This window comes from Sulfurovum sp. TSL6 (assembly GCF_019972115.1).
GTDB lineage: Bacteria > Campylobacterota > Campylobacteria > Campylobacterales > Sulfurovaceae > Sulfurovum.
The window spans coordinates 550,991-574,234 of record NZ_BPFJ01000002.1 but is presented as its reverse complement, the minus strand read 5'-3'; the positions used below and the strand labels follow the sequence as shown (position 1 = coordinate 574,234).

At 38.7% G+C, this 23,244-nt stretch carries 23 protein-coding genes and 1 tRNA gene; 22 read left to right on the top strand and 2 right to left on the bottom strand.

Going from position 1 to position 23,244, the window contains the following annotated elements:
• Positions 1-292 precede the first annotated feature (292 nt).
• Genes LDM93_RS07850 through nuoN form a run of 9 tightly spaced genes read left to right on the top strand, consistent with a single transcriptional unit; the run spans position 293 to position 11,638 of the window.
• Positions 293-1,639 carry a hypothetical protein gene (locus LDM93_RS07850; RefSeq protein ID WP_223891813.1) on the top strand — a complete coding sequence of 449 codons (1,347 nt, stop codon included), beginning with the start codon at positions 293-295 and terminating at the stop codon, positions 1,637-1,639.
• The gene (locus LDM93_RS07845; RefSeq protein WP_223891812.1) at positions 1,632-4,112 is read left to right on the top strand and encodes an NADH-quinone oxidoreductase subunit G; all 2,481 of its coding nucleotides are present in this window, start codon (positions 1,632-1,634) and stop codon (positions 4,110-4,112) included. The genes LDM93_RS07850 and LDM93_RS07845 overlap by 8 nt, the downstream gene beginning before the upstream one ends.
• A 1-nt stretch (position 4,113) precedes the next feature.
• The gene (gene nuoH / locus LDM93_RS07840) at positions 4,114-5,148 is read left to right on the top strand and encodes an NADH-quinone oxidoreductase subunit NuoH (protein WP_223891811.1); all 1,035 of its coding nucleotides are present in this window, start codon (positions 4,114-4,116) and stop codon (positions 5,146-5,148) included.
• A 10-nt stretch (positions 5,149-5,158) separates the two neighbouring features.
• Positions 5,159-5,782, top strand: coding sequence for an NADH-quinone oxidoreductase subunit NuoI (nuoI, locus tag LDM93_RS07835; protein WP_223891810.1), 624 nt, complete (start codon positions 5,159-5,161; stop codon positions 5,780-5,782).
• A 12-nt stretch (positions 5,783-5,794) separates the two neighbouring features.
• A complete protein-coding gene (locus LDM93_RS07830; protein WP_223891809.1) occupies positions 5,795-6,388 on the top strand; it encodes an NADH-quinone oxidoreductase subunit J in 594 nt (197 codons plus the stop codon).
• The gene (gene nuoK / locus LDM93_RS07825) at positions 6,388-6,690 is read left to right on the top strand and encodes an NADH-quinone oxidoreductase subunit NuoK (protein WP_223892057.1); all 303 of its coding nucleotides are present in this window, start codon (positions 6,388-6,390) and stop codon (positions 6,688-6,690) included. The genes LDM93_RS07830 and nuoK overlap by 1 nt, the downstream gene beginning before the upstream one ends.
• Positions 6,691-6,692: 2 nt before the next feature.
• On the top strand, positions 6,693-8,612 hold the full coding sequence (gene nuoL, locus LDM93_RS07820; RefSeq protein ID WP_223891808.1) for an NADH-quinone oxidoreductase subunit L: 1,920 nt from the start codon (positions 6,693-6,695) through the stop codon (positions 8,610-8,612).
• A 9-nt stretch (positions 8,613-8,621) separates the two neighbouring features.
• Positions 8,622-10,148, top strand: coding sequence for an NADH-quinone oxidoreductase subunit M (locus LDM93_RS07815; RefSeq protein WP_223891807.1), 1,527 nt, complete (start codon positions 8,622-8,624; stop codon positions 10,146-10,148).
• A complete protein-coding gene (gene nuoN, locus LDM93_RS07810; protein ID WP_223891802.1) occupies positions 10,148-11,638 on the top strand; it encodes an NADH-quinone oxidoreductase subunit NuoN in 1,491 nt (496 codons plus the stop codon). Before LDM93_RS07815 ends, nuoN begins: the two co-directional genes overlap by 1 nt.
• Before the next feature lie 60 nt (positions 11,639-11,698).
• Here nuoN and miaA read toward each other — a convergent pair whose 3' ends face one another.
• The gene (miaA, locus tag LDM93_RS07805) at positions 11,699-12,607 is read right to left on the bottom strand and encodes a tRNA (adenosine(37)-N6)-dimethylallyltransferase MiaA (protein WP_223891801.1); all 909 of its coding nucleotides are present in this window, start codon (positions 12,605-12,607) and stop codon (positions 11,699-11,701) included.
• 100 nt (positions 12,608-12,707) lie between these two features.
• Between miaA and LDM93_RS07800 the strand changes: the two genes are divergently transcribed.
• The 13 genes from LDM93_RS07800 (at position 12,708) to LDM93_RS07745 (ending at position 22,187) form a co-directional block, all read left to right on the top strand.
• Complete coding sequence (locus LDM93_RS07800) at positions 12,708-13,268, top strand: phosphatidylcholine/phosphatidylserine synthase (RefSeq protein ID WP_223891800.1); 561 nt, start codon at positions 12,708-12,710, stop codon at positions 13,266-13,268.
• Between the two features lie 9 nt (positions 13,269-13,277).
• A complete protein-coding gene (gene mqnP / locus LDM93_RS07795; protein ID WP_223891799.1) occupies positions 13,278-14,132 on the top strand; it encodes a menaquinone biosynthesis prenyltransferase MqnP in 855 nt (284 codons plus the stop codon).
• Between the two features lies 1 nt (position 14,133).
• The gene (locus LDM93_RS07790; RefSeq protein WP_223891798.1) at positions 14,134-14,457 is read left to right on the top strand and encodes a sigma-70 family RNA polymerase sigma factor; all 324 of its coding nucleotides are present in this window, start codon (positions 14,134-14,136) and stop codon (positions 14,455-14,457) included.
• Positions 14,457-15,158, top strand: a complete 702-nt coding sequence (locus LDM93_RS07785) for a uracil-DNA glycosylase family protein (protein ID WP_223891797.1) — start codon at positions 14,457-14,459, stop codon at positions 15,156-15,158. The genes LDM93_RS07790 and LDM93_RS07785 overlap by 1 nt, the downstream gene beginning before the upstream one ends.
• Positions 15,159-15,211: 53 nt before the next feature.
• Positions 15,212-15,288 (top strand) — tRNA-Arg (locus LDM93_RS07780).
• 350 nt (positions 15,289-15,638) lie between these two features.
• Complete coding sequence (locus LDM93_RS07775; protein ID WP_223891796.1) at positions 15,639-16,640, top strand: multicopper oxidase domain-containing protein; 1,002 nt, start codon at positions 15,639-15,641, stop codon at positions 16,638-16,640.
• Between the two features lie 11 nt (positions 16,641-16,651).
• Positions 16,652-17,665: a multicopper oxidase domain-containing protein gene (locus tag LDM93_RS07770; protein ID WP_223891794.1), complete on the top strand. Its 1,014-nt coding sequence runs from the start codon at positions 16,652-16,654 to the stop codon at positions 17,663-17,665.
• A 350-nt stretch (positions 17,666-18,015) separates the two neighbouring features.
• On the top strand, positions 18,016-18,147 hold the full coding sequence (locus tag LDM93_RS11345; RefSeq protein ID WP_255586211.1) for a hypothetical protein: 132 nt from the start codon (positions 18,016-18,018) through the stop codon (positions 18,145-18,147).
• 49 nt (positions 18,148-18,196) lie between these two features.
• The gene (locus LDM93_RS07765) at positions 18,197-19,093 is read left to right on the top strand and encodes a hypothetical protein (protein ID WP_223891791.1); all 897 of its coding nucleotides are present in this window, start codon (positions 18,197-18,199) and stop codon (positions 19,091-19,093) included.
• Positions 19,093-19,710: a guanylate kinase gene (gene gmk / locus LDM93_RS07760; RefSeq protein ID WP_223891790.1), complete on the top strand. Its 618-nt coding sequence runs from the start codon at positions 19,093-19,095 to the stop codon at positions 19,708-19,710. The genes LDM93_RS07765 and gmk overlap by 1 nt, the downstream gene beginning before the upstream one ends.
• Before the next feature lie 66 nt (positions 19,711-19,776).
• The gene (locus LDM93_RS07755) at positions 19,777-19,998 is read left to right on the top strand and encodes a twin-arginine translocase TatA/TatE family subunit (protein WP_223891789.1); all 222 of its coding nucleotides are present in this window, start codon (positions 19,777-19,779) and stop codon (positions 19,996-19,998) included.
• Between the two features lie 103 nt (positions 19,999-20,101).
• Positions 20,102-21,799: an arginine--tRNA ligase gene (argS, locus tag LDM93_RS07750; protein WP_223891788.1), complete on the top strand. Its 1,698-nt coding sequence runs from the start codon at positions 20,102-20,104 to the stop codon at positions 21,797-21,799.
• 61 nt (positions 21,800-21,860) lie between these two features.
• Positions 21,861-22,187, top strand: coding sequence for a hypothetical protein (locus LDM93_RS07745; protein ID WP_223891782.1), 327 nt, complete (start codon positions 21,861-21,863; stop codon positions 22,185-22,187).
• Positions 22,188-22,270: 83 nt separating this feature from the next.
• On the opposite strand, the gene nadD is transcribed toward LDM93_RS07745, so the two are convergent.
• Entirely contained in the window at positions 22,271-23,188 is a 918-nt protein-coding gene (nadD, locus tag LDM93_RS07740; RefSeq protein WP_223891781.1) for a nicotinate (nicotinamide) nucleotide adenylyltransferase, read from the bottom strand.
• Positions 23,189-23,244 lie beyond the last annotated feature (56 nt).

Here is a 23,244-nt window from a genome sequence, read left to right as displayed (position 1 = left end):
CCCTTATAAAACTTTATTTTGACCAAATTGTAACATAGGGAATTAAAAAATTATCTATAGTGAAGTTATAACTTGCATAAGTTGATCTTCGATGTGAGTATATGTAACATCAGAAAGTATAATATAAGCATCAAAGAGCGCTCAATCGATTGTAATTGATACATTTTAACACAGAACTTTGTTTTTTAATTTGTTTTCTAATACAATCATCCAACGCATTTTTAAGCAGAGACAATAGGGTAGTATTGTCTAAGGTAGTTAAAGGCGAGAAAAGCAGGAGGAAGAGACAATAGTGGAGTCCACGTATGAAAATCAAAAAAAGAATTTTGAAAATGTCGAGAGTATAGTTTTTTCAGCAGATATTACAAATGAAGAAGCATATATTTTTCAATTGTTTAAAGAAAAACACGGTAAGAACTTGATATGCCCTGAAGCAAAGGTATATCAGGATTTTTTAAAAGCATATAGCAGTGGTAGCGGGTATCATGTTTTTAAAGGTGATCTAGAAACTTTGGCTGCTTCTGAAGTAGTGATATCTTTTGGCGTATGGTTTCAGGATGAAAGTACAGAAGCTATGCCATTAGTTCAGAAGGTATTGGAAGAAAAAAATCCCAAATTTGTTTATATGCATCCTATAGAAGATGCCACACTACAAACCAGTATCTCACAGTTTATAAAATATGAAGTAGGGAGTGAAGAGGGTGTAGCTGCATTATTGGCAGATGCACTATTGAAAGATAAAGAGCTTCCCGAAGAGATAGAAGATATTTTAGAGGATCTTGATATTGGTTACCTTAGTGCGGAAAGTAATGTGGGAGAAGAAGAACTAGAATCAATGCATAGCCTTATAGGGCATGACACTACAGTCTCTCTGATCCTAGGCAGTGATTTATATACGCATCCAAAAGCAGGACAAATAGCAAAACTCATAGCGCTGTTGGAACGGCATGCCCGATTGCATATTTTGTGTGTACCACCTGCTAAAAATGCCTTAGGTATTGCATTGGTTTGTGACCTTGATGAGAGGACAGAAGGTCGAAGTGTCCTGTATGAAAGTTGTAAAGAGGGTACCTATATCAATAGTGATAAATGTGTGTGTGTCAATGACGACATGAAAACTTCAAGTGCGGGTGGATTACACAGTATTGCCCATACGTTAGGGCTTAATGCCAAAACGCTTACAGACTACAGCAATCAATTACCGCAAGAGAAAGGGTTTCAAAGAGTGAATGAAGAGGATCTGAAGAAACCGTGCCTGTATAGATTGATACCTCAAGAGCAAATACGGGACTTTACACTGGATGAGATAGATGATCTTCCAGTGTATGATGGTGCAGTTATTTATACGTATAAAGTAGAAAAACCAATGGCGCAAGAGAGGGGAACAGATAATATATTACGTGGTTCTAAACAGTTTGCCATAGCTACAAAATTGCAAGATGGTGATTTGATTTCTTTTGAGATTGAGGGCGTTAAATTTATACGTGTGTTTAAAATTGATACATATATGAAAGGAACCATTGCGTTAAATCCTACTTTTGACATAAAATTAAGTGCATCTTTGCTATCCTCCTATAGATTTAGCAGACTAGCTTTTGAAAAAATAAATAATCAAAATATAGGAAACAACGATGAGTGAAGTACAAACAGTAGATAATATGGTCTCAATTTCGATTGATGGTGTAGAGTACAAAGCAAAAGAAGGTGAATATATCCTTAATGCTGCTCGTGCTAATGATGTTTTCATCCCGGCTATATGTTACCTGACAAGATGTTCGCCGACATTGGCATGTCGTATTTGTCTGGTAGAGGCAGATGGTAAACAAGTATATGCATGTAACGCTAAAGTAAAAGAAGGTATGGAAGTCACTACTGAGACAGAAAATATCCTTGAAGAGCGTAGAGCTATCATGGAAGTCTATGATGTGAACCACCCGCTTCAGTGTGGTGTGTGCGATAAGTCCGGAGAGTGTGAATTACAGAACTATACACTTGAACTTGCGGTAGATTCACAATCATATATGATCCCAGATATGAAAAGAGAGACAACAAACTGGTCTTCCGTATTGCATTATGATCCAGGTCTTTGTATCGTGTGTGAACGTTGTACGACTGTTTGTAAAGATATGGTTGGAGACGCGGCGATCACCACAGTTAAAAGAGGTGGGCCTGAACTTGACAAAAGCTATAAAGATACGATGCCAAAAGATGCATACTCTATGTGGAACAAACTGCAAAAGTCTATTATTGCTCCGAGTAACGGTACAGAATCTACGAACTGTTCAGACTGTGGTGAATGTATTGCAGTATGTCCGGTGGGTGCACTCGCAAGCCGTGACTTTGTCTACAAGTCAAATGCCTGGGATTTAAGAAGAATACCTGCTGTTGCAGCACACTCAAGTGATGGTGCGCAAATCTACTATGAAGTAAAACCTACATCCATAGAAGACAGATCTGAAAAAATTTACCGTATTACCAATGAGTGGTCGTATGTATCACTTGATGGTTCAGCACGTTTTGCTTATGACTTTGAGAACAGAGGGGCAACGAAAGATGAAGCAACATTTAATGCAGCACTTGAAGCCTTTAAAAAAGCAGATACAGTCCGATTTAACTCTATGATCACGAATGAAGAAGCAATGATGCTTCAGACACTGAAAGAAAAAATGGGCATTAAACTCTACAACCCAGAAGTAAGAGCATTCCAAAAATTCTTAGGACATTATACAGCAGCTTCAGGTTCCTCTTTATACTCTACAGATCCAGATGCGATCATGAAGAAGAGTGATTTTGTGATCTCTGTAGGTGCAGCACTTAGAAACGATTCTCCAGCAATGAAATATGCCTTTAACAATGTACAAAAGCTTAACAAAGGTGCAGGACTTTATTTCCATCCGGTAGGTGATACACTCATCCCTACATTCGGTAAGACAGTTGAAGTGTTCAATCACAAAGTGGGGCTTGAAGAAGCGGCACTTTACCTTATCTTGGACCTGTTTGCAGACAAAGAGAAACTTCCTGCTGAAGTCAAAGAATATATTGAAAGCTTTAAAAGTTCTGAGACCAGAACGGTGAAAGAGCAAGTTATGAAGACTGTCAAAGAGATGGTTGTTAACGAAGAGACCGGCGAAGAGGAAGAAGTATCTAAAAAAGTCAAAGAGACGGTTGAAAAAGAGATTACTGTGACGATCAACGGTCTAGTGACACTTTTGGGTAAGGATTCCGAGAAGTTTGATGATGCATTTGAAAAAATGATGAAGAAAAAAGAAGCGTTCTCATTGATGGTGGGTGAAGATCTTTACTTCCATGAAAAAGCAGAAAACCTGGCTAAACTTGTAGCACTTATAGAGGCAACATGTAACATTGATGTGGTGATGACTCCACCAAAATCAAATGCACTGGGTGTGGCACTGATCTGTGATCTTGATGATGAATGTTCTGGATATACAATAGGGTATAACGAAAATGGTGACTTTAGACTCTCTGCACTGGGTGATGGAGACTTAGATATGCCGGCTATGAACCAGCAAGAGGGAACATTGACCTCTATAGCTAAAAGAGTACTTCCTACGAACGCTGCATTAGAGTATGGTGGATATGAACTGAATGATCTTATGAAAGCACTGGTAGGTGCACCAGAGTTAACGATTGACTGGACTGAAATGCTTCCAGCAGCAAAAGGCTTTAAAGCTGTTGCATTTGACTCGTTGCCAAATGCATTTACAAATGCTGGTGTAGATAATCGCGGATATAGACTTGATGTCACAGTCGATGAGGTAGCACTACCGACTGTTGAGAAATTTGACGAGAGTTTAGCGCTGGAAGGCGAAATCGCCTATAGATGTAACCCTGCTAGACAGTTTAACGACTTTACAGACAAGTCTCATGAGATCTTTGAAGCATTCGCACTGTATGCAAGTACTGCGAAAGCTGAGAGTTTGGGAGAAAAAGTAGAAGTAGTATTTGAAAATGGAAGTATTACTTTAGATGTGGTAGCCGATGAAAAGATCGAAGGTGACATCGTAAAAGTACCAGATTTCAAATCTGCTAAAGATGTGTATGGTCTCTTTGGTGGGTCAAGATATCAAACAGTAACATTGAGAAAGGTGTAATATGGAAACAACACTCATAGAAAACTTACCGGAGGTAACTGCTCTAGGTGTCATTATCAAAGCCGTGATTATCTTGGCTGTGATTTCGGCAATTGCAGGTTTTGGTACGTATGTAGAAAGAAAAGTACTTGCATTTATGCAGAGACGTCTTGGGCCAATGCACGTAGGACCTTATGGTTTATTACAAATTGCGGCAGATGGTATTAAACTCTTCACGAAAGAGGATATTATCCCACAAAATGCAAACAAACTGATCTTTATGATCGCACCGATCATTACAGCAGCAACGGCATTTATTGCCCTTTCTGCTGTACCGGTTTTCCCAGACTTTACGGTTCCTGAGTTTATTCCTTTACTTGGTGGTACCTTTGTACCATCTATTGCATCTGATTTGAACATCGGTGTATTGTTTGTACTTGGTATGATGGCAGCAGGACTTTACGGTCCACTTTTAGCAGGTATGTCACAAGCGAACAAATGGGGTATCATAGGAGCAGCGAGAACAGCGATCCAGTTTTTATCTTATGAGGTCGTGACAGGGCTTTCTATCTTGGCACCGATCATGTTGGTTGGTTCATTGTCATTTGTTGACTTTAATGACGCACAAGCTGGTGGTATCGGTTCTTGGTTGATCTGGCAACAACCAGTAGCATTTGTACTCTTCCTCATTGCAGGATTTGCAGAGACGAACAGAACACCATTCGACCTTCTTGAACATGAGGCAGAAGTTGTTTCCGGGTATGCAACAGAGTATTCTGGAATGAGATGGGGTATGTTCTTTATTGGTGAGTATGCAAACATGATCACCGTTGCAATTATTGCTTCCATCGTATTCTTAGGTGGCTTTGATACAGCAGGTGCATTTGGATGGTTGTTTATTATCCTTAAAGTCGCATTCTTCTTCTTCTTGATGTTATGGGTAAGAGCATCATGGCCACATATCAGACCAGATCAATTGATGTGGCTTTGTTGGAAAGTATTAATGCCAATCGCTGTGATCAATATTCTGATCACTGCTGTAGTGATGATGGTATAAAGGAGCAGGTATGAGTTTAGAACAATTTAAAAACAGAAATGTAGGAACACAAAACTACAGAACACTTGATGTAGGAAGTAAACCTGAAACAGCGATGGCACAGTTCTCTCAAGTGGCAAAAAGAACTGTTAAAGGTGAGCTTTTTGTAGGACTTTGGGTCACAATGAGATCCATGCTTAAGGCACTTTTTAAAGGCGATATGCATACAGTAAAGTATCCATTTGAAAAAATGCCAATATCGCCAAGATATAGAGCGATCCATGACATGCTTAGATTACTTGAATCAGGTAACTACAGATGTATCGGTTGTGGTCTTTGTGAAAAAATATGTATCTCAAATTGTATCGCTATGGATACAAGATATGATGAAGAACAACGTAAAGAAGTCAGTGAATATACCATTAACTTCGGTCGTTGTATCTTTTGTGGTTATTGTGCAGAAGTATGTCCGGAACTTGCTATCGTTCATGGACCGCGTTATGAGAATGCTGCAGAGCAAAGAGCCGGGTTCTCACTCTTTGAAGATATGTTAACACCTATCGACAAACTGAACTTACAGCAAGAGTATGATGGATTTGGGGCAGTATCCCCAAATGCAGATGAAAATATCAAAAAAACGCCTTTAGCGTATTAGGGAGGAGATGACATGTTAGAAAACTTTATAGCATCTTTGATGACAATGGAAGGATTTGCTTTTTATCTCTTTTCTATTTTGACAATAGGACTTTTCTTGATCACTGTGATGAGTAAAAATATACTTTACTCTATGACATCACTTGCAGCTGGTATGGTCCTTATCTCTGGATTCTTCTTCATCTTAGGCGCAGATTTCCTTGGTGTAGTTCAACTTGTTGTATATGTCGGGGCTGTTATGGCTCTTTATGCATTTGCGATGATGTTTTTTGATGCAACAAGAACGATTAAAGAGAAAAATACAAACAATGCTTTAGTATTTTTACTTGGTGGACTCTCGGCATTGGTGCTGGTACTTATGTTCGCAGCACCGATCTTCAGCGAGAGTGTACAGGCACTTTACCCAATGCATGAAGGTGTGGGCAATGCCCAAGATGTTGGTATCATACTCTTTACAAAGTACCTTGTACCGTTTGAGGTAGCAGCACTCATGTTACTCGTAGCAATGATCGCAGGGATTATACTTGCTGGTAAGAAAATGGATGTGAGTCTCACTGAAGATATGGGTGCAGATGATGAAATTATGATAGTAAAGGATGAAAAATGATGATAGGTCTTTCTCATTATTTGATCGTATCTGCGATCCTATTCTCTATAGGATTGATCGGGGTACTTAGAAGAAGAAACCTTTTAATGCTTTTCTTCGCAACAGAGGTCATGCTTAATGCAGTAAATATAGCATTTGCAGCTATTTCACACTATTACAATGATTTAACAGGGCAAATGTTTGCATTCTTTATTATCGCTATTGCAGCGAGTGAAGTTGCAGTGGGTCTTGGTATATTAATTGTATTGTATAAAAAATATGGAAGTCTTGATTTAGATGACCTTGCAAGCATGAGAGGATAATAATGGAAAATTTAGTATATATAGCACTTTTTGCACCATTTGTAGGGTCTCTTTTTGCAGCTTTATTTGGTATGAGTGAAAGAAAAATATTTGTAGGTGTAGTAGGTTCTCTACTTATAGGTTTGTCGTTTGTCGCTTCAGCAACCTTAGCATTCAACCTTTACACAACAGGTACAGTGGTACATGTAACGATGATGGATTGGATCAATGCTGGAGATCTCAATATACCATTTGGTTTTGTGGTTGATCAGATCTCAGTAACCATGATGACAGTAGTAACTTTGGTTTCTACAGTAGTACATATTTATGCGATCGGTTATATGGACCATGATAAGAGTTTTAACAGATTCTTCTCCTATCTGTCGGCTTTCGTATTCTCTATGATGATACTTGTAATGTCAGATAACTTTGCCGGTCTGTTTATAGGTTGGGAAGGTGTTGGTGTTTGTTCATGGTTACTGGTTGGTTTTTGGTATCACAAGCCAGATCAGACAAGAGAAGAAAATCCTTCGATCTCTCCGTCTTGGGCAGCAAATGAAGCATTTATTATGAACCGTATCGCTGACCTTGGTATGCTGATCGGTATCTTTATTCTTTACTGGAACACAGGTTCACTTCAGTATGATGAAGTATTTGCTCAGCTTCCATATCTTGGTGAAACCGTCTTGGTTACAGCGGCGATCGCACTCTTTATCGGTGCGATGGGTAAATCAGCGCAGTTTCCGCTTCACACATGGTTAACGGATGCAATGGAAGGTCCTACACCGGTTTCTGCATTGATTCACGCAGCAACGATGGTAACAGCAGGGGTTTTCTTAGTGATTAGATCTAACCCATTGTATAGTATGGAAGAAGTTGCTGGAGTGAGTTTCTTTATTGCTTCTCTTGGTACCTTTGTTGCATTCTACGCAGCATCAATGGCACTGGTTGAACGTGACTTAAAAAGAATTATTGCGTACTCTACACTTTCGCAGTTAGGATATATGTTCGCAGCGGCAGGACTTGGTGCGTATTGGATCGCACTTTTCCACCTTGCGGCACACGCCTTCTTTAAAGCACTCCTTTTCCTTGGTGGAGGTAACGTGATGCATGCTATGCATGATGAGCTTGATCTCTTTAAGATGGGTGCACTTAGAAAGAAGATGAGAGGTACATGGATCTATATGACTATCGCTTCTGTTGCACTTGCTGGTCTGCCGCCACTTGCAGGTTTCTGGTCAAAAGATGCGATCATTGAAACAGCATTTAATGAACATACTTATATCTTATGGGGCATGTTGGTGATCACTGCGGGAATGACGGCATTTTATTCATTTAGACAAGTCTTTTTATCATTCCATGGTGAAGATCGTCACACACCATTAGGGTTCCACCCACATGAAATGTACAAATTTGTCCTCGTAGCAATGTCTCCTCTTGCAGTACTTGCTATTATCACAGGATGGTTTATGGGATCATACAAAGCATTTATCTATAAGATAGGTGAGACTGTTCAGTATGAAATGTCTGATCATACACACCACTTGGCAACGTATTTGGGTCTTATTGTAATTTTCTTTGCACTCTCGGGTATCGCTTATGCTTATTATAAATATGCAAGAACAGGTGAAAATGCTTGGAAAAGAAGTGAAAAAGTTGAAAACGGTTTCTTCTATAAACTACTTGCCAACCAATATTATGTGCCAAAATTCTATGAAGAATTCATCACCAAACCATATATGATGATTTCTGAGAAATTCTGGACAGAGGTAGATTTAAAAATAGTAGATGCAACCGTAGATAATATTGCGAAGTTCCTTTACGGTTCTGGTGATAAAACAAGAAGTATGCAAACAGGTAACCTTTCAAACTATCTAAACTGGATGGCTGTTGGTGCGGTACTGTTATTGGTAATTGCTGCGATTTCAGCGATGATAGGTTAAGGGGTAAAAATGGAAAATATTTTAAGTATATTGGTCTTCTTCCCGGCAGTTGCAGGATTGCTTGGATTTGTAGTAGATAAAGAGAGTGCTAGAGCCTATGGTATTACTGTAGCGACAATCGAATTCTTGCTCTCTTTATGGTTATGGTTCAGTTTCGATACATCAAGTGCCGGAATGCAGTTTGTAGAAATGATCCCATTGATCCCTGATATGGGTATCTCTTATTATGTTGGTGCGGATGGTATCTCATTGTTCATTATTCTGATGACAACATTGATGACACTTATCGGTATGGCAAGTATGGGTGAAACGAAAAATATTAAAAATATGATTGTGACACTGCTTTTCCTAGAGATGACAATGGTAGGTGTATTTGTTGCACTTGATGCGATTATCTTCTACTTATTCTGGGAGCTTTCACTGGTACCAATGCTTTATATCGTTGGTGCATGGGGTGGACCGCTTAGAATTTATGCATCGATCAAATTCTTCCTCTATACATTTACAGGGTCATTGATCATGCTTGTAGGTATGTTATTTGTTGCATATATTTACCATAACCTTACTGGCGTATGGAGCTTTGCAATTACTGACTGGTATGCATTGGTATTGCCTGTGAATTATCAATTGTGGTTATTTGCAGCGTTCTTTATCGGTTTTGCTATTAAAGTACCGATGTTCCCATTTCATACTTGGATCCCCTATGCACACGGTCAAGCACCAACAATAGGTTCGGTCATTCTTGCAGCGGTACTCCTTAAAATGGGTACATACGGATTTGTAAGATTTTCACTTCCAATGTTCCCGGATGCCTCTGTGATATCAATCACACCAATTGCTGTATTGTCACTCATTATGATCATCTATACAGCAATGATCGCATATGCTCAAAAAGATGTGAAACAAGTGGTCGCATACTCTTCGGTATCACATATGGGTATTATTATGCTTGGTCTTTTTGCAATGAATGCAGAGGGTCTGTCAGGTTCAGTATTCCAAATGTTGTCTCACGGTATCGTTTCGGGTGCACTGTTTATGCTTGTGGGTATGATCTATGATAGAAGACATACAAAACTTATGTCTGAATTTGGTGGTATCGCATCAGTGATGCCTAAATTTGCGGTTATTTTTGGAATTATGCTCATGGCATCGGTAGGTTTACCACTGACTATCGGTTTTGTGGGTGAATTCCTTGTTCTTCTTGGTTTCTACCAAGTATCACCTATGATGACTATCTTAGCTGGTACTTCTATTATTTTAGGTGCCGTCTATATGTTAAGAGTCATGAAACGTACATTCTTTGGACCATTGAATAATGAAGAGAACAAAAAACTTAAAGATCTAAATCGTAGAGAAACATGGTCACTTATTCCATTGGTTGCGATTGTAGTTTGGTTAGGTGTATATCCTAAACCAGTACTCGGCCCAATAGATAACTCTGTAAAAGCACTGTTAAGCTTTATGGATGAAAAAGCGATTACACAAGAGGCAAAAGATATGATAAGAGTTGCAAAATCAAATAAGGAGGTGAACTAATGTTAGAGCCAATTAATGTGAGTTTAGAAAGCCTAAACCTTATTTCCCTAGCACCAATGCTTATAGCTATTGCCGGCGGTTTGATTATTTTGATTCTTGATCTTCTTAATGAGAAATTACATAAGTCACTGTATGTGATGTTAACGATCCTAGTACTTTTCATTAATTTTGGTTCTGTATTGGGACTCAATGTCAATGAACGTGGATTCTTTGATGTCATGTTGATCGATGGTATCTCTATCATCTCTCAACTGATGATCGTTGGTGGATCAATGATCTTCATACCACTTGCACTCACGTCAAAAAGATTTCATGAGTATTCATATCCTGAATTTTTTGCACTCTTCTTATTTATGATTGCAGGATTCCAGTTTATGGTAGCATCAGATAACCTTATTCTGATCTTTGTAGGGCTTGAGACAGCATCTCTTTCACTCTATACGCTTATTGCGTTGCACAACAGAAGCAATTCATATGAAGCAGCGGTGAAGTACTTTACAATGGGTGCGCTTGCAGCAGCATTCTTTGCAATGGGTTCAGCTGTTATTTATGCACTGACAGGTTCAGTAGAACTTTATAAAGTGGCAGAAGTCATGGCTACACGTTTGAATGAAACAGGATTGATGATCGCTATTTTTGGTTCATCTGTACTCTTACTTGTTTCTTTTGCATTTAAACTTTCACTCTTCCCGTTCCATACATGGGCACCAGATGTATATGAGGGTGCTTCTGCACCTTTAGCTGGATATATGTCAGTGGTACCTAAAATAGCTGCTTTTGTAGTAAGTATTAGACTCTTTGGCATGTATATTGATCTTGGTATCGAGTGGGTAAGATGGACGATCCTTATCATTGCCGTACTTACAATGACACTTGCTAATATTATGGCATTGGTACAAAATGATGTAAAACGTATGCTTGCATACTCATCTATCTCTCATGCCGGTTTCATTATGGCAGCACTGGCTTTAGATACAACAGAGGGTAATACGGCAATATTCCTTTACTATGCACTCTTTATGTTTACGAATCTTGGTGCTTTTGCAATGCTATGGATCTCTCGTCACAAGAAGAGAAGATTCGATGACCGTTATGACCACCCATACGAGAAATTTGCAGGGCTTATCCAGATCATGCCTATGGGTGCAGTGATTATGGGACTCTTTATGTTCTCACTGGCGGGTGTACCTCCATTTTCAGTATTCTGGGGTAAAGTTTATGTGATGCAGGCAGCAGTCAATGCAGGTTATATCTGGTTAGCGATCGTGATGGGTCTTAACTCGGCTATCGCAGCATACTACTACTTGAAACTTGTGGTATACATGTTCTTGAAAGATCCGGTGAAAGATGTGGATGTTGTCTACTATAACATCTCTAAACCACTGATGGCTATCATCGGTTTTGCAACAGTTGCAACTGTATCAGCGATCTTCTATGTACAGCCACTTGTATCTTATCTATATTATATGATAAGTGCCAGCGGGTACTGATCTGCAAAGTTCTAGGGCTCTTTGCTCTAGAACGTATAACAAGGCTTATAAAAGTACTTGTTATCTTCTAAGTAACATATTTTCCAACTCTTTAACACTTCCTTTTATTACATTCTTGAACTGAGAGTTATTAAATGTTGTCTGTCGTTTAGCCAGTCTTGCAGTATTGGTAGTGATCTTTTCACTAAGCATCTTTTTGTCATACCTGCCATCCAGGTAAGCCAATGTCTCTTTGATCCCTATAGATTTCATACAGTTGGGTGTGCGTGTATACTTTTTTTCTAGCATACATATTTCATCGATCAATCCATCGTTCACCATCATCCCGGTACGCAAGGCTATACGTTCACGAAGTCTTTCTCTATCGATTGCAATCTGGTAAATAGGCAGTGGTTCAGTCACAGTAGGCCGGGGTGGGGATTGTTTAAAATAATGTGTCGGGGTCAGTCCTGTTTCCAAATAAATATTTAAAGCTTTTTCTATACGGTAAGGATCATTGGATTCTATATTTGACATATAGAGCTTATCTAAACCAAATAGCCATTCATAGGTTTTATGCAAGTCCTGTAGATAGGAATTGGTCTTTACTTTTGTTTCATTTGAAATAGTAGGCAGTTCACTGATACCTTCAATGAGCATTTTCAAGTAAAAACTGGTTCCCCCGACAATGACAAGGTTTTTTTCGTCTTTAAGACACAGTGTATGAACCTCATGGTAAAGCTTAATAAAGGTTGTAACATCGAAATTTTCATCAGGGTAAAGGTAGTCAATGCCAAAATGTGTAATACCGGCACGTTCCTCTGGTGTAGGCTTAGCAGAGACTATGTCGATCTCTTTGTAGATAGAAAGTGAATCCAGTGATAAAATATAGGCATCCATATGTTGCGCTACTTTGATGGCAAGAGCCGTTTTCCCGGATGCTGTAGGACCGATAAGCGCAAGTTGTTTAAAGGTTTTAAGACTCGGCATTTAGTGCCTCACTATAGTCTGTTTTAATACTTTTCATAGCGTAATCATACCATAACCCCAAAAAGGATAAAATACGGCTATAAATCAATGAGGGTCATGAATGAATTTATTTGACAAGAACAACCGTTTTAATATCGCGAACTTAGTAACATATTTGAATATCACTGCAGGGATCATGGCGATATTTTTCATTGTTAAAGGTGATTTTTTTACGGCTATTGTTTTGGCATGGATCGGTGGTGCCTGTGATATTATAGATGGAAAACTGGCTCGAAAATACAGTCTCTCTACAGAGTTTGGTATACAACTTGACAGTTTTGCAGATTTTCTCTCTTTTGTAGTCATGCCTGCATTCTTACTCTTTTATGCAGTAAGACACTACAGTGGTATCACAGGTGTAGAAGAACTGTTGTTAGGTTTGGTCTTTATTTGGTATATCATCAGTGGTTTACGTAGGCTTGTAGAGTTCAATCTCAAAGTTGATGTAGGAGAAGTTGAAAAATTCTTTGAAGGTGTACCGACACCCTTAGGAGCAATACTGTTATGGGTACTGTATCTATTGAATGCTTACGGTGTGGTCACAAGCGGTTATGTGATCGCTATTTTGGTACTGATCATTGCATGGTCTCTCAATTCTAAGTTAAAAATTCCTCATCCGTAGAGCTGTATTGTGAATCGTATAAAAGAGAAATTGAACCATTTTTCAGAACTGGTTATGTTTAAACACTCCGTGTTCTCCTTACCCTTTATCTTTATTGCAATGCTTGTAGCAGCGCAAGGTTGGTTCGGTTGGAAGTTACTGTTTTTAGGCACACTGGCAGCAGTCACTGCGCGAAACTTTGCCATGGGTGTAAACCGTTATCTTGACAGAGACGTTGACATCCTTAACCCCCGTACAAAAGGTCGTCCTTCCGTAGACGGTAGAGTGTCAAATGCACAAATGCTGGCATTTATAGTGATGAATGCCTTGTTGTTTATTGTAGTTGCATATTTCGTGAATACTTTGGCTTTTCAGCTCTCTCTACCTATTTTACTTGTACTTGGGGCCTATACGCTTTTTAAGCGCTTCTCTTCGATGGCACACCTCATATTAGGTGTGAGTCTTGGACTGGCACCTATAGCAGGTGTAGTGGCAGTCAACGCTGAAATAACGTTTTGGTCTGTTTATCTGGCCATTGGCGTGATGTTCTGGGTGGCAGGGTTTGACCTGCTATACTCTTTGCAAGATATGGCATTTGATAAAGCACATGGCTTACACTCTATTCCCTCTAAGTTCGGAGCAAACAAGACCCTGTGGATCGCAAGGGTATTTCATCTTTTAGCCATCGTTTTCTGGACGTATTTTGTAGTCACTGCAGGATTAGGTTTATGGGCACAGCTTGCAATACTTTTTTCTGCTATCATGTTGGGTTATGAACATTACATAGTCAACAAAGATTTTACAAAAATAGACAAAGCCTTTTTTACAGTGAACGGTTACTTGGGCTTCGTTTTTTTAATTTTAATTATCGTGGAGGTTAACTAAGATGCAAATGATGGATATAACAGTTTTAGCGTTATTGGCACTGTTGGTCATTATACTGTTGACGCTTATGAGTAAAAACAGTAAATTAGCCAAAGAAAATAAAAAGCTCAATGAGATACTGGAAGTAAAAAATGTGACGATAGCAAACTATGAAGCATCACGTGTTGCCGTGAAAGATGTGATAGACAACTTCTCTTCTCTTGATGAAGTGATGGAACTTATCAATGCGGGTGAAAGTAAAGCTTCTGTCTCTAAGAAACTGGGCATCCCGGTGAGCAAGATAGAGCTGATCATCAAGTTTGATAAACTAAAAAAGAGAGATTAATGTCCAAAAGCTCATGGGAGACAGTTTTATTAGAAGCGTATGCCTCTCTTGAGGCAGAGTATCAAAGGTTTTTAGAAGAAGATGAACACTACTTCCCTTCAAAAGCAAACTACTTCAATGCCTTTAACACCCTACCTAAAGAGAAAGTCAAATACATCTTGTTCGGTCAGGATCCCTATCCAAGAAAAGAGAGTGCCGGAGGATATGCCTTTATAGATACCAAAGTACAGAACCTTTTTTCAGTCTCCGGTCTAAGTAAAGAGGTCAATCGTGCAACAAGTTTACGTAACTTTATGAAAATGGCGCTTGTCGCCAGTCATAGATTGACCATAGACGATACTTCGCAAGAAGCCATTAGCAAGTTAGATAAAACGCAAATGATCGATTCTATAGATGATTTACGGCGTAATTTTGAAAAAAATGGGGTACTGCTTTTAAATACAGCACTGATTTTTACAGACAAAAAAAGTACGAAAAAACATGTAAAAGCATGGCAACCCTTTGTGCAGACACTGTTAAATGCTATGGAAGAGAATGCACCGAAACTCATCTTGTTCGGTGCACATGCAAAGGACTTAAAGAAACAATTTACACTTAATAAATTTGAAACGATAGAATTGGAACATCCTTACAATCATACGTTTATTTCCAACCCCAAGGCACTCGAATTATTCGGACCTATGAACTTACTTGATAAATAAAGATTTCTCTGCTATAATTGCGCTCTAAATTATCGCTACTACACTTTAAATGTGCACTCATAGCTCAGCTGGATAGAGCATCGGTTTGCGGTACCGAAGGTCTCAGGTTCGAATCCTGATGGGTGTACCACCTTTAAACACTGAATATACCGTTTGTAAATTACTTTTAACAAGAAGTTGAAATTTTTTTAGATTAGTCTACCTACCACTTTTGTAATATCCCATCATTTTTATTAAGTCAATAAAGTTAAAAAAAAGTTGCATTGTTTCTTCAGTAATTCATTAGTAAATAGCCTCTAGGCAACCTTATAAAATTATATTTAAACTTTAAAAATAAATATTTATTATATTTAAATATTATTTTATTTACACTTTCTTTACAATTTCTAGCTACGATGATGCCTCATTAACTATTCTTAAAGAAGAATAACTAGGATATTTTTACTTATAGAATAAAAATTAACAAGGAGAGGTGTTAACATGAAGCGCAGAAACTTTTTAAAGTTTAGCATGGCCAGTTTTGCACGTACTGCAATCGCAGGCTCAAGTCTCACCGTATGGGCCACATCGGCTCAGGCGGCAACAATAAACAGAACCCTTTATATAACAGAAGGGTTCATCACTCAAATGACTGGCGAAGATGTATATTTTATGGGGTATAGCAGCTCGCCATCGACACTTAATATCCCAGGTGAGTCATTTATAGTTCAAGAAGGCGATACAGTTGAGATAACTATCGTGAATACATTGCAAACACCACACAGTTTTGTGATTGATGGTATTGTGGATAGTGGAATAATTGCAGGTGGTACAACTAAGGACCTTAGTTTTATTGCAACAAGATCTGGTTCATTTATGTATTATGATAAGCTCAATGCTCCTTATAACCGTTTATGTGGTTTACATGGTGGTATGGCAATTATGCCAAGAGATAGTGCTAATGAACTTTACCCAGGTAGTTTAACATTTGTGCAACAACAATTTTGGGTATTTAATGATATAGACCCAGTTTGGAATAATGCAGTACAAAATGGTCAAACACCAACAACACCATTTGTACCACGTTATTTTACAATCAATGGTCTGGGTGGACGTCCTCCAGGAGCACCAGGTTCTCATGACCCCAATCTAGATGCCATGGCAGATCCACGTTCAGCACTACATGGGCATATTGGTGATAGAACATTGGTTCGTGTGATAAACGCAGGTATGTGTCAACAAGCAGTACATACCCATGCAAATCATATGGAGTGGTTAACAAGCAATGGTGTAGTTTGTCCGGATGTATGGAGGAAAGATGTTATTCCATTGGATGCGAATGGTGGACAGATAGATGTGATTTTTCCATTTGAAACACCACCGGATGCATGGCCTCCGGTAAGTACAGGTACCTATCCAATGCACTTACACACAGAGATGTCTCAGACTGCCGGCGGCGGCTTCTATATGTTCGGTTCAATGACCGACATCTATTTTGAATAAAGGAGAATGATATGGGAATGAATGGAGGCGGCGGCATGGGTGGCGGCGGCGGAATGGGTAGTGGATGTTATTTCTATCCAGCATCACCGGCTACACCGGGAATCGTAACAGCAGATGTGACTTATAACCTTAATATTGATATGCAAATTCCAATCACCATGGATGATGGAACAACCATCAACATGTGGGGCTTTGGTAGTGATGGCGGCATGGGTGGTGGTATGGGTGCAGGAACTTTTCCTTCACCACCAATGCGTATTAATGCAGGAACAATTGTACATTCAGTACTAAATGTACAAGGCGGTATGTGGTTACACACCATACACCATCATGGTATTGAGCCAGCAGATCACTCTGATGGAGTTGGTCATATTACTTGGGACGTTGATGGTACATACACTTATCAATGGCGTCCAATGCACCCAGGTACCTATTTTTATCACTGTCATACCAATACGGTATTACATGCTGAAATGGGTATGTATGGTGCACTTATCGTTGACCCGCCAGAAGGTCCGGGTACTTTAGTATCAGCTACAGGCGGTAATCCTGCAGTAACATATGATGTGGAAGCATTTTGGGTTGTGGATGAGATTGATTCAAGATGGCATACGCTTGCGTGGGATGCTGGTACTTGTGGTGAAGATGTAGGACTGAACAGACTTGAACCAGACTACTTTGTTATTACAGGTGTTGATGGTACAGGTACTTCAGCTATGAATACAGCACCAATTTCAGCTACGGTACAAGTAGGTGAGAAACTGTTAGCTCGTTATATCTGTGCAGGTTACCATCCTCAACATATTGATTTTGGTGGCTTAACGGGTACTGTGCATATTTCAGATGGTCGTAATTTACCAAATCCGATTCAAGTAACATCTCTTGATGCTGTTTCAGCTGAACGTTATGATGTGATTTTTGAACCAACTGAGCCGGGTGAATACATTATCACTTGTGATATTAAAGATTGGATTACTATGGAAGTATTAGGCACTGTTAAAACTAACGTTATTGTTACTGCTTAAGCTTTAATAGTTAAGAGGGGTTACACCTTTCCCTTCTTAGCTTTTTAGGAGAGTTCTCATCATAAAAAAATTCTGTTTAAATAAGTTTATATAATTTTTACAATGTATTTGTAGACTTAATTAATTGGAATACTGTCTAGAATATATCTTCACGATCTCCTATTGTTAATGAGTAGGAAACAAGGAATCATATGCGTTTAACGTATGAATAAAAGTGCTTATAATTCAGTCAACTAAAGTGAGTGTCAGATATCTAAATATTTGACGATATCAACTAATCATATGAATATATGTCATAACATTAGCGAGTAATAAATAGATAAATTTATTCTTGGGGGAGAAAAATTACAATGAAAATTCACGGAATAAGACCTGAATTTCAACCAGAGGCTATGATAGAAAAAGCTAGATTGGTAAATGAAGCGTATCATTTGCTTTCTTTTTCAGGTTTTTATTTGATCCTCTTTACAACCAAGTCCTAACCAGATTTATATTATAATGATATTGAATAACTTTAGGGAGTTTCCATCAATGAAAATTTTACTCATTAACATCAATCCTGTCGTCTCAAGATTGTTTGGGCTTTGTACAAGAGATGAACAGATAGGTTTGGATGAAGTAGTGAGTGCAGAGACAGTAGAGAATTTTTCCTATGACATCGTTTTTGTCGATGAAGCTTCTTATGTCAATGATGTTCAAGACTTACTTGAAGTATTAGAAGTAAGAAAGAAAGTTTTTATTTCTTACGCTGGTGAAGCGATGAGAGGCTTTGATGAGACTGTCAAAAAACCATTTTTACCTTCACAAATTATCAATATTATTAAAAGTATCACTGTGAATGATTCTGGTGAAAAAGAAGGAAAAATTGCAGTAGAAGAAGATATTTCTATTTTTCCATTGTCTTCAGAAAATGAAGAGACAGAGGGTGAGATTTTACCGGATATTTTTCCTATGTCTACAGAAGAGAAAGAGACAGGTGAACTGCTGGAGCTGGAAGAAAATGTGAGCCTCCCAAAAGTACTGGACAGTGATGAAATAGCAAAAATCAAAGCATTGCTAGATATGGATGATGAGATATCAGAGCATGAAGATGCTGTCTCTTTGAGCGATGATGAATATGAAGCACGCAAAGTAAAAGTGATCAAAGAACAACTGATCGCTGATGGATTAGAGATCGTAGAAGAAGATGAAATAGTCGAAGAGTTGAGTCATGATACTGTAAATGTTGAAGAAGCAGATGAGACACTTTCTAAGAAAAGTAAAACAAAGAAGAAGCTAAAAGAAGAGACTGGATTGAATGAAGAGGAGCTTTCTCGTATTGAAGAAGCGATCTTGGCTACGCTAAGTCAAATGAAGCCTAAAAAGATAAAAAAGCTGTTAAAAGGCAAAGAGACAAAAGTCAAAATAAAATTAGAGGATGATCAATAATGCAAAAAGGTGCTATTTTAGTGCTCTCAGGCCCAAGCGGTGCGGGTAAAAGTACCATTATCAACGCAGCATCAGATGAGATAGGTGAATATTATTTTTCTATATCGACGACCACACGTGCTCCCAGAGTAGGAGAAGAAGATGGTAAAGATTATTTTTTTGTCACAAAAGAGAGTTTTGAAGAAGATATCAAGGCGGGAAATTTTCTTGAGTATGCGGAAGTGCACGGTAACTATTATGGTACATCGCTCAAGCCTGTAAGAGAAGCTTTGGAAGAGGGGAAACTTGTGATATTTGACATAGATGTACAGGGCCACAGACTTGTACGTGCAAAGATGAATGACATTACAACCTCTGCATTTATCACCCCGCCGACACTTAAAGCATTGGAGACAAGACTTCGGGCACGATCTACAGATGATGAGTCCGTCATAGTGAAACGCATTGAGAATGCAAAATGTGAGATACAAGCCGTCGGTGAGTATGACTTTACGATTATTAATGATACAGTAGAGGAAGCGACAAAACGTTTTGTGATCGTGGCCAAGGCTGCAAGATTGAAACAAAGTACAGAAGATGAAGAAAAATTTATAAGACAATGGTTATCAAATAACTAACATTAAACATATTGCAGTATAATTATTCAAATTAATGCTCAATGTAGCGAAATATAAAGGATTGACATGGGTATGCCAAGTATGCCAGAATTACTAATCGTATTGGCGATTGTTGTGCTTCTCTTTGGAGCAAAGAAAATTCCAGATCTTGCTAAAGGTATGGGAAAAGGTATTAAAGACTTCAAAAAAGCAATTAAAGAAGATGAAGAAGAGCCTAAAGAGATTGCAAAGAATGATACAGAAGAATCTGAGGCAAAAATCGAAGAGAAAAAAAGCGAAAACGCTTAATTTTAATACTGAGTACTTTGTGACTCAGTGTTGAGACTATTCCTCCAAATAGCTATGAAGCTATTTTCTACTACAATTCCATATTAACTATGACGGAAAACCTATGAAATTAAAATTACAAATCAATAACGTGATCAAAGAAGCTTTTATAAAAGCGGGCATAGAACACGAGCCTATGAGTGTCACTGAAGCGACCAAACCTGAGTTTGGAGACTTTCAGTTTAATGGTGCGATGGCCTTGTCTAAAAAATTGGGTAAAAATCCAAGAGAGATCGCAACACAAATTATAGAGAATCTTGACTTAACCGGAATACTGGCAAAAGCAGAGATAGCAGGTCCAGGTTTTATCAACTTATGGCTGAATCCTTTTTGGCTTGCTTCACAATGTGAATTAGCACGTAAAGATAGTAGGCTTGGGGTAGAAGAGCGTGAAACACCTATCAAGGTAGTGGTAGATTATTCTGGTCCGAATATGGCTAAGCAGATGCACGTAGGACACTTGCGTTCAACGATCATTGGTGATACATTGGCAAACCTTTTAATCTATCTTGGAGATGAGGTCATACGCCAAAACCACATTGGAGACTGGGGTACACAGTTTGGAATGCTTATTGCTTACCTTGAAGAGATACATGAAGAGGGTGCGGTAAATTTGAAAGATCTGGAGCAGTTCTATAAGGATGCTAAAGGGCGTTTTGATGAAGATGAGGGATTTGCAAATAAAGCCAGAGAATATGTGGTGAAGATACAGAGCGGTGACAGTCATTGTTTAGAACTTTGGCAAAAATTTATAGATATCTCCTTGGGACACTGTGAAGAGGTGTATGAAAAACTGGGTGTCGATCTGACACGTGAGGATGTTCGTGCAGAGAGTTTTTACAATGATGACCTGCATACTGTGATCAGTGATCTGGATGCAAAAGGATTATTAACGCAGAGCGATGGTGCGCAATGTGTATTTTTAGAAGGTGAGGAAGTCCCGGTGATCGTTCAAAAAGGTGATGGAGGTTACCTTTATGCCACGACCGACCTTGCAGCATTGCGTTATAGAGCAAAGACATTAGGTGCACAGCGTATCTCTTATGTGGTAGACGCAAGACAGGGTGAACACTTTAAACACGTGTTCAGAGTGGCAAAAGAGGCTGGTTTTGTTCCTGAAGATGTGAAGCTTGAACATATTGCCTTTGGTACGATGATGGGCAAAGATGGAAAACCATTTAAAACACGTGAAGGCGGAACGGTCAAGCTGATTGAACTCCTTGATGAGGCTGTTGTGAAAGCCAAAGATACGATCAATGACAAAGAGCACTATTCGGAAGAAGAGTTGGAAAGATTGGCCAAGATCATAGGTATTGGAGCAGTCAAGTATGCAGATCTTGCGATCAACCGTGAATCGAACTACATTTTTAACTGGGACAAGATGTTGAGTTTTGAAGGTAATACTTCACTCTATATGCAGTATGCCTATGCAAGGATCCAAAGTATCTTCAGAAAGTATGATGGTCCTATGGAGGGTGATATTATCATCGGTGACGCGTTGGAGCATAGACTTTCTACGATGCTCCTTCGTTTTGAAGATGTACTGAACCGTGCAGCAGTCGATGCCTCACCGAATCAGATCACTACCTATCTGTATGATCTGGCAACGTTGTTTATGCGTTTTTATGAGCAGAACCCTATACTTAAAGAGGGTGTAGAAGAAGCAACAAAGATGAGTCGTTTACTCTTGGCCGATCTGACAGCTAAGACGATCAAACAAGGCTTAGAGATACTCGGGATCGAGACTGTAGATAAGTTATAGTATTGTGTACTCGTCATTCCCGTGCTAGGCACGGGGATGACGTGGTAAGGGAGAAATTTATATGAAAGTATTCATTATTTTAGCGATCTTTGCTACGCTGGGCATCATCTTTTTTCAGTATACGCGAAACAAAAATCTTAAAAAACTTTTTATAGCACTTCTCACGTTTGGCGTTATCATTTCATTGGCAGTCTTGGGGAATGTAACACGACAGGTCATGCCCATATACCTGGCACATATGATGTTGACAGTTGTTTCATGGGGTGGATTGATACTCTATCTTGTAAGAGATAAATATTACGGATGGATTATTTTGTCACCGCTGGTGACTATAGGGTTGTTTTTGTTATTGGAGTTGTTAACAGGCTCAGGGCATGAGGTAGGTTAGGTAAACGACAATGGCTTGTCGTTTATAGTATTGTAACCAAAGGATATCCATGCAGGTGCTAACTTGCCCCTCATGTTTAATGATTATGCAGGATCTGTATCTTGCTTTTTCTGATTTTCAACAAGTTCATTTAAAAATGTTTCAAGTGAATAACGTTGTCTGTATTCAGGTATCATAATATGGATAAGGATATCTCCCAGGTCAGCTACGGACCATTCATCACTGGAGTCTGATGCAAGAAATTCATCACCTTGTTTTTTGAGCTCTTTTTTAAGATGGTCAAAAAGTGCAAGTGTATGTTTCCCGTTGAGTGAGTTAGCGATCACTACACGTTTTGCGATATAATCTGCATCATCAAGGTTAAATACTTCTATCTCTTCAGCTTTTTTATCGTCAAGTATTTTTACGATGTTTGCTATTCTTTCGTCTATTGTCATATGGTGTTGCCCTTCTAATATATGTTTGACAGATTCTCTGATCTTTTCGTCAATAAATTGTAAATCTTTTTCTTCTCTTATTTGGGTTGAACTTACAGGCGCTTCTATAGGTAGTAGCTCCCAACTCTTAAGTTCATCCGTATCTAAATGATGATTGTCTCGTGTTACTATAACCCAAGTCACTGTTTCATTCAGCCATTCAAATGCATGCCATTTTGTCAATGTTGACAAGTTGTCAGATCCTATGATCAGATACTTGACATCGTATGTCTGGTTAAAATGTTTTACACTTTGTGAGGTTACTGTACTTTTGCCTTCTTTGATCTCATAATCATCTACTTTGACACGGTCTATAGGATCAAATAGTGTATGACACCATGCAAGTCGTGTAGCGGCATCAGCCAGTGTAGATGTTTTAAAAGGGTTCAAATAAGCAGGTACTACGAACAGTTGGTCAATTTGCAAGTTTGCTACAGCTTTTTCAACGATAAGTTGATGTCCTTTGTGCGGAGGGTCAAAACTCCCTCCAAAGATAGCTATAGTAGGCTTTTTATGATTAACCAAATACTAACCTCATTTACTGTAAAATTGCGTAATTTTAGCATAATAATCATAAGGGT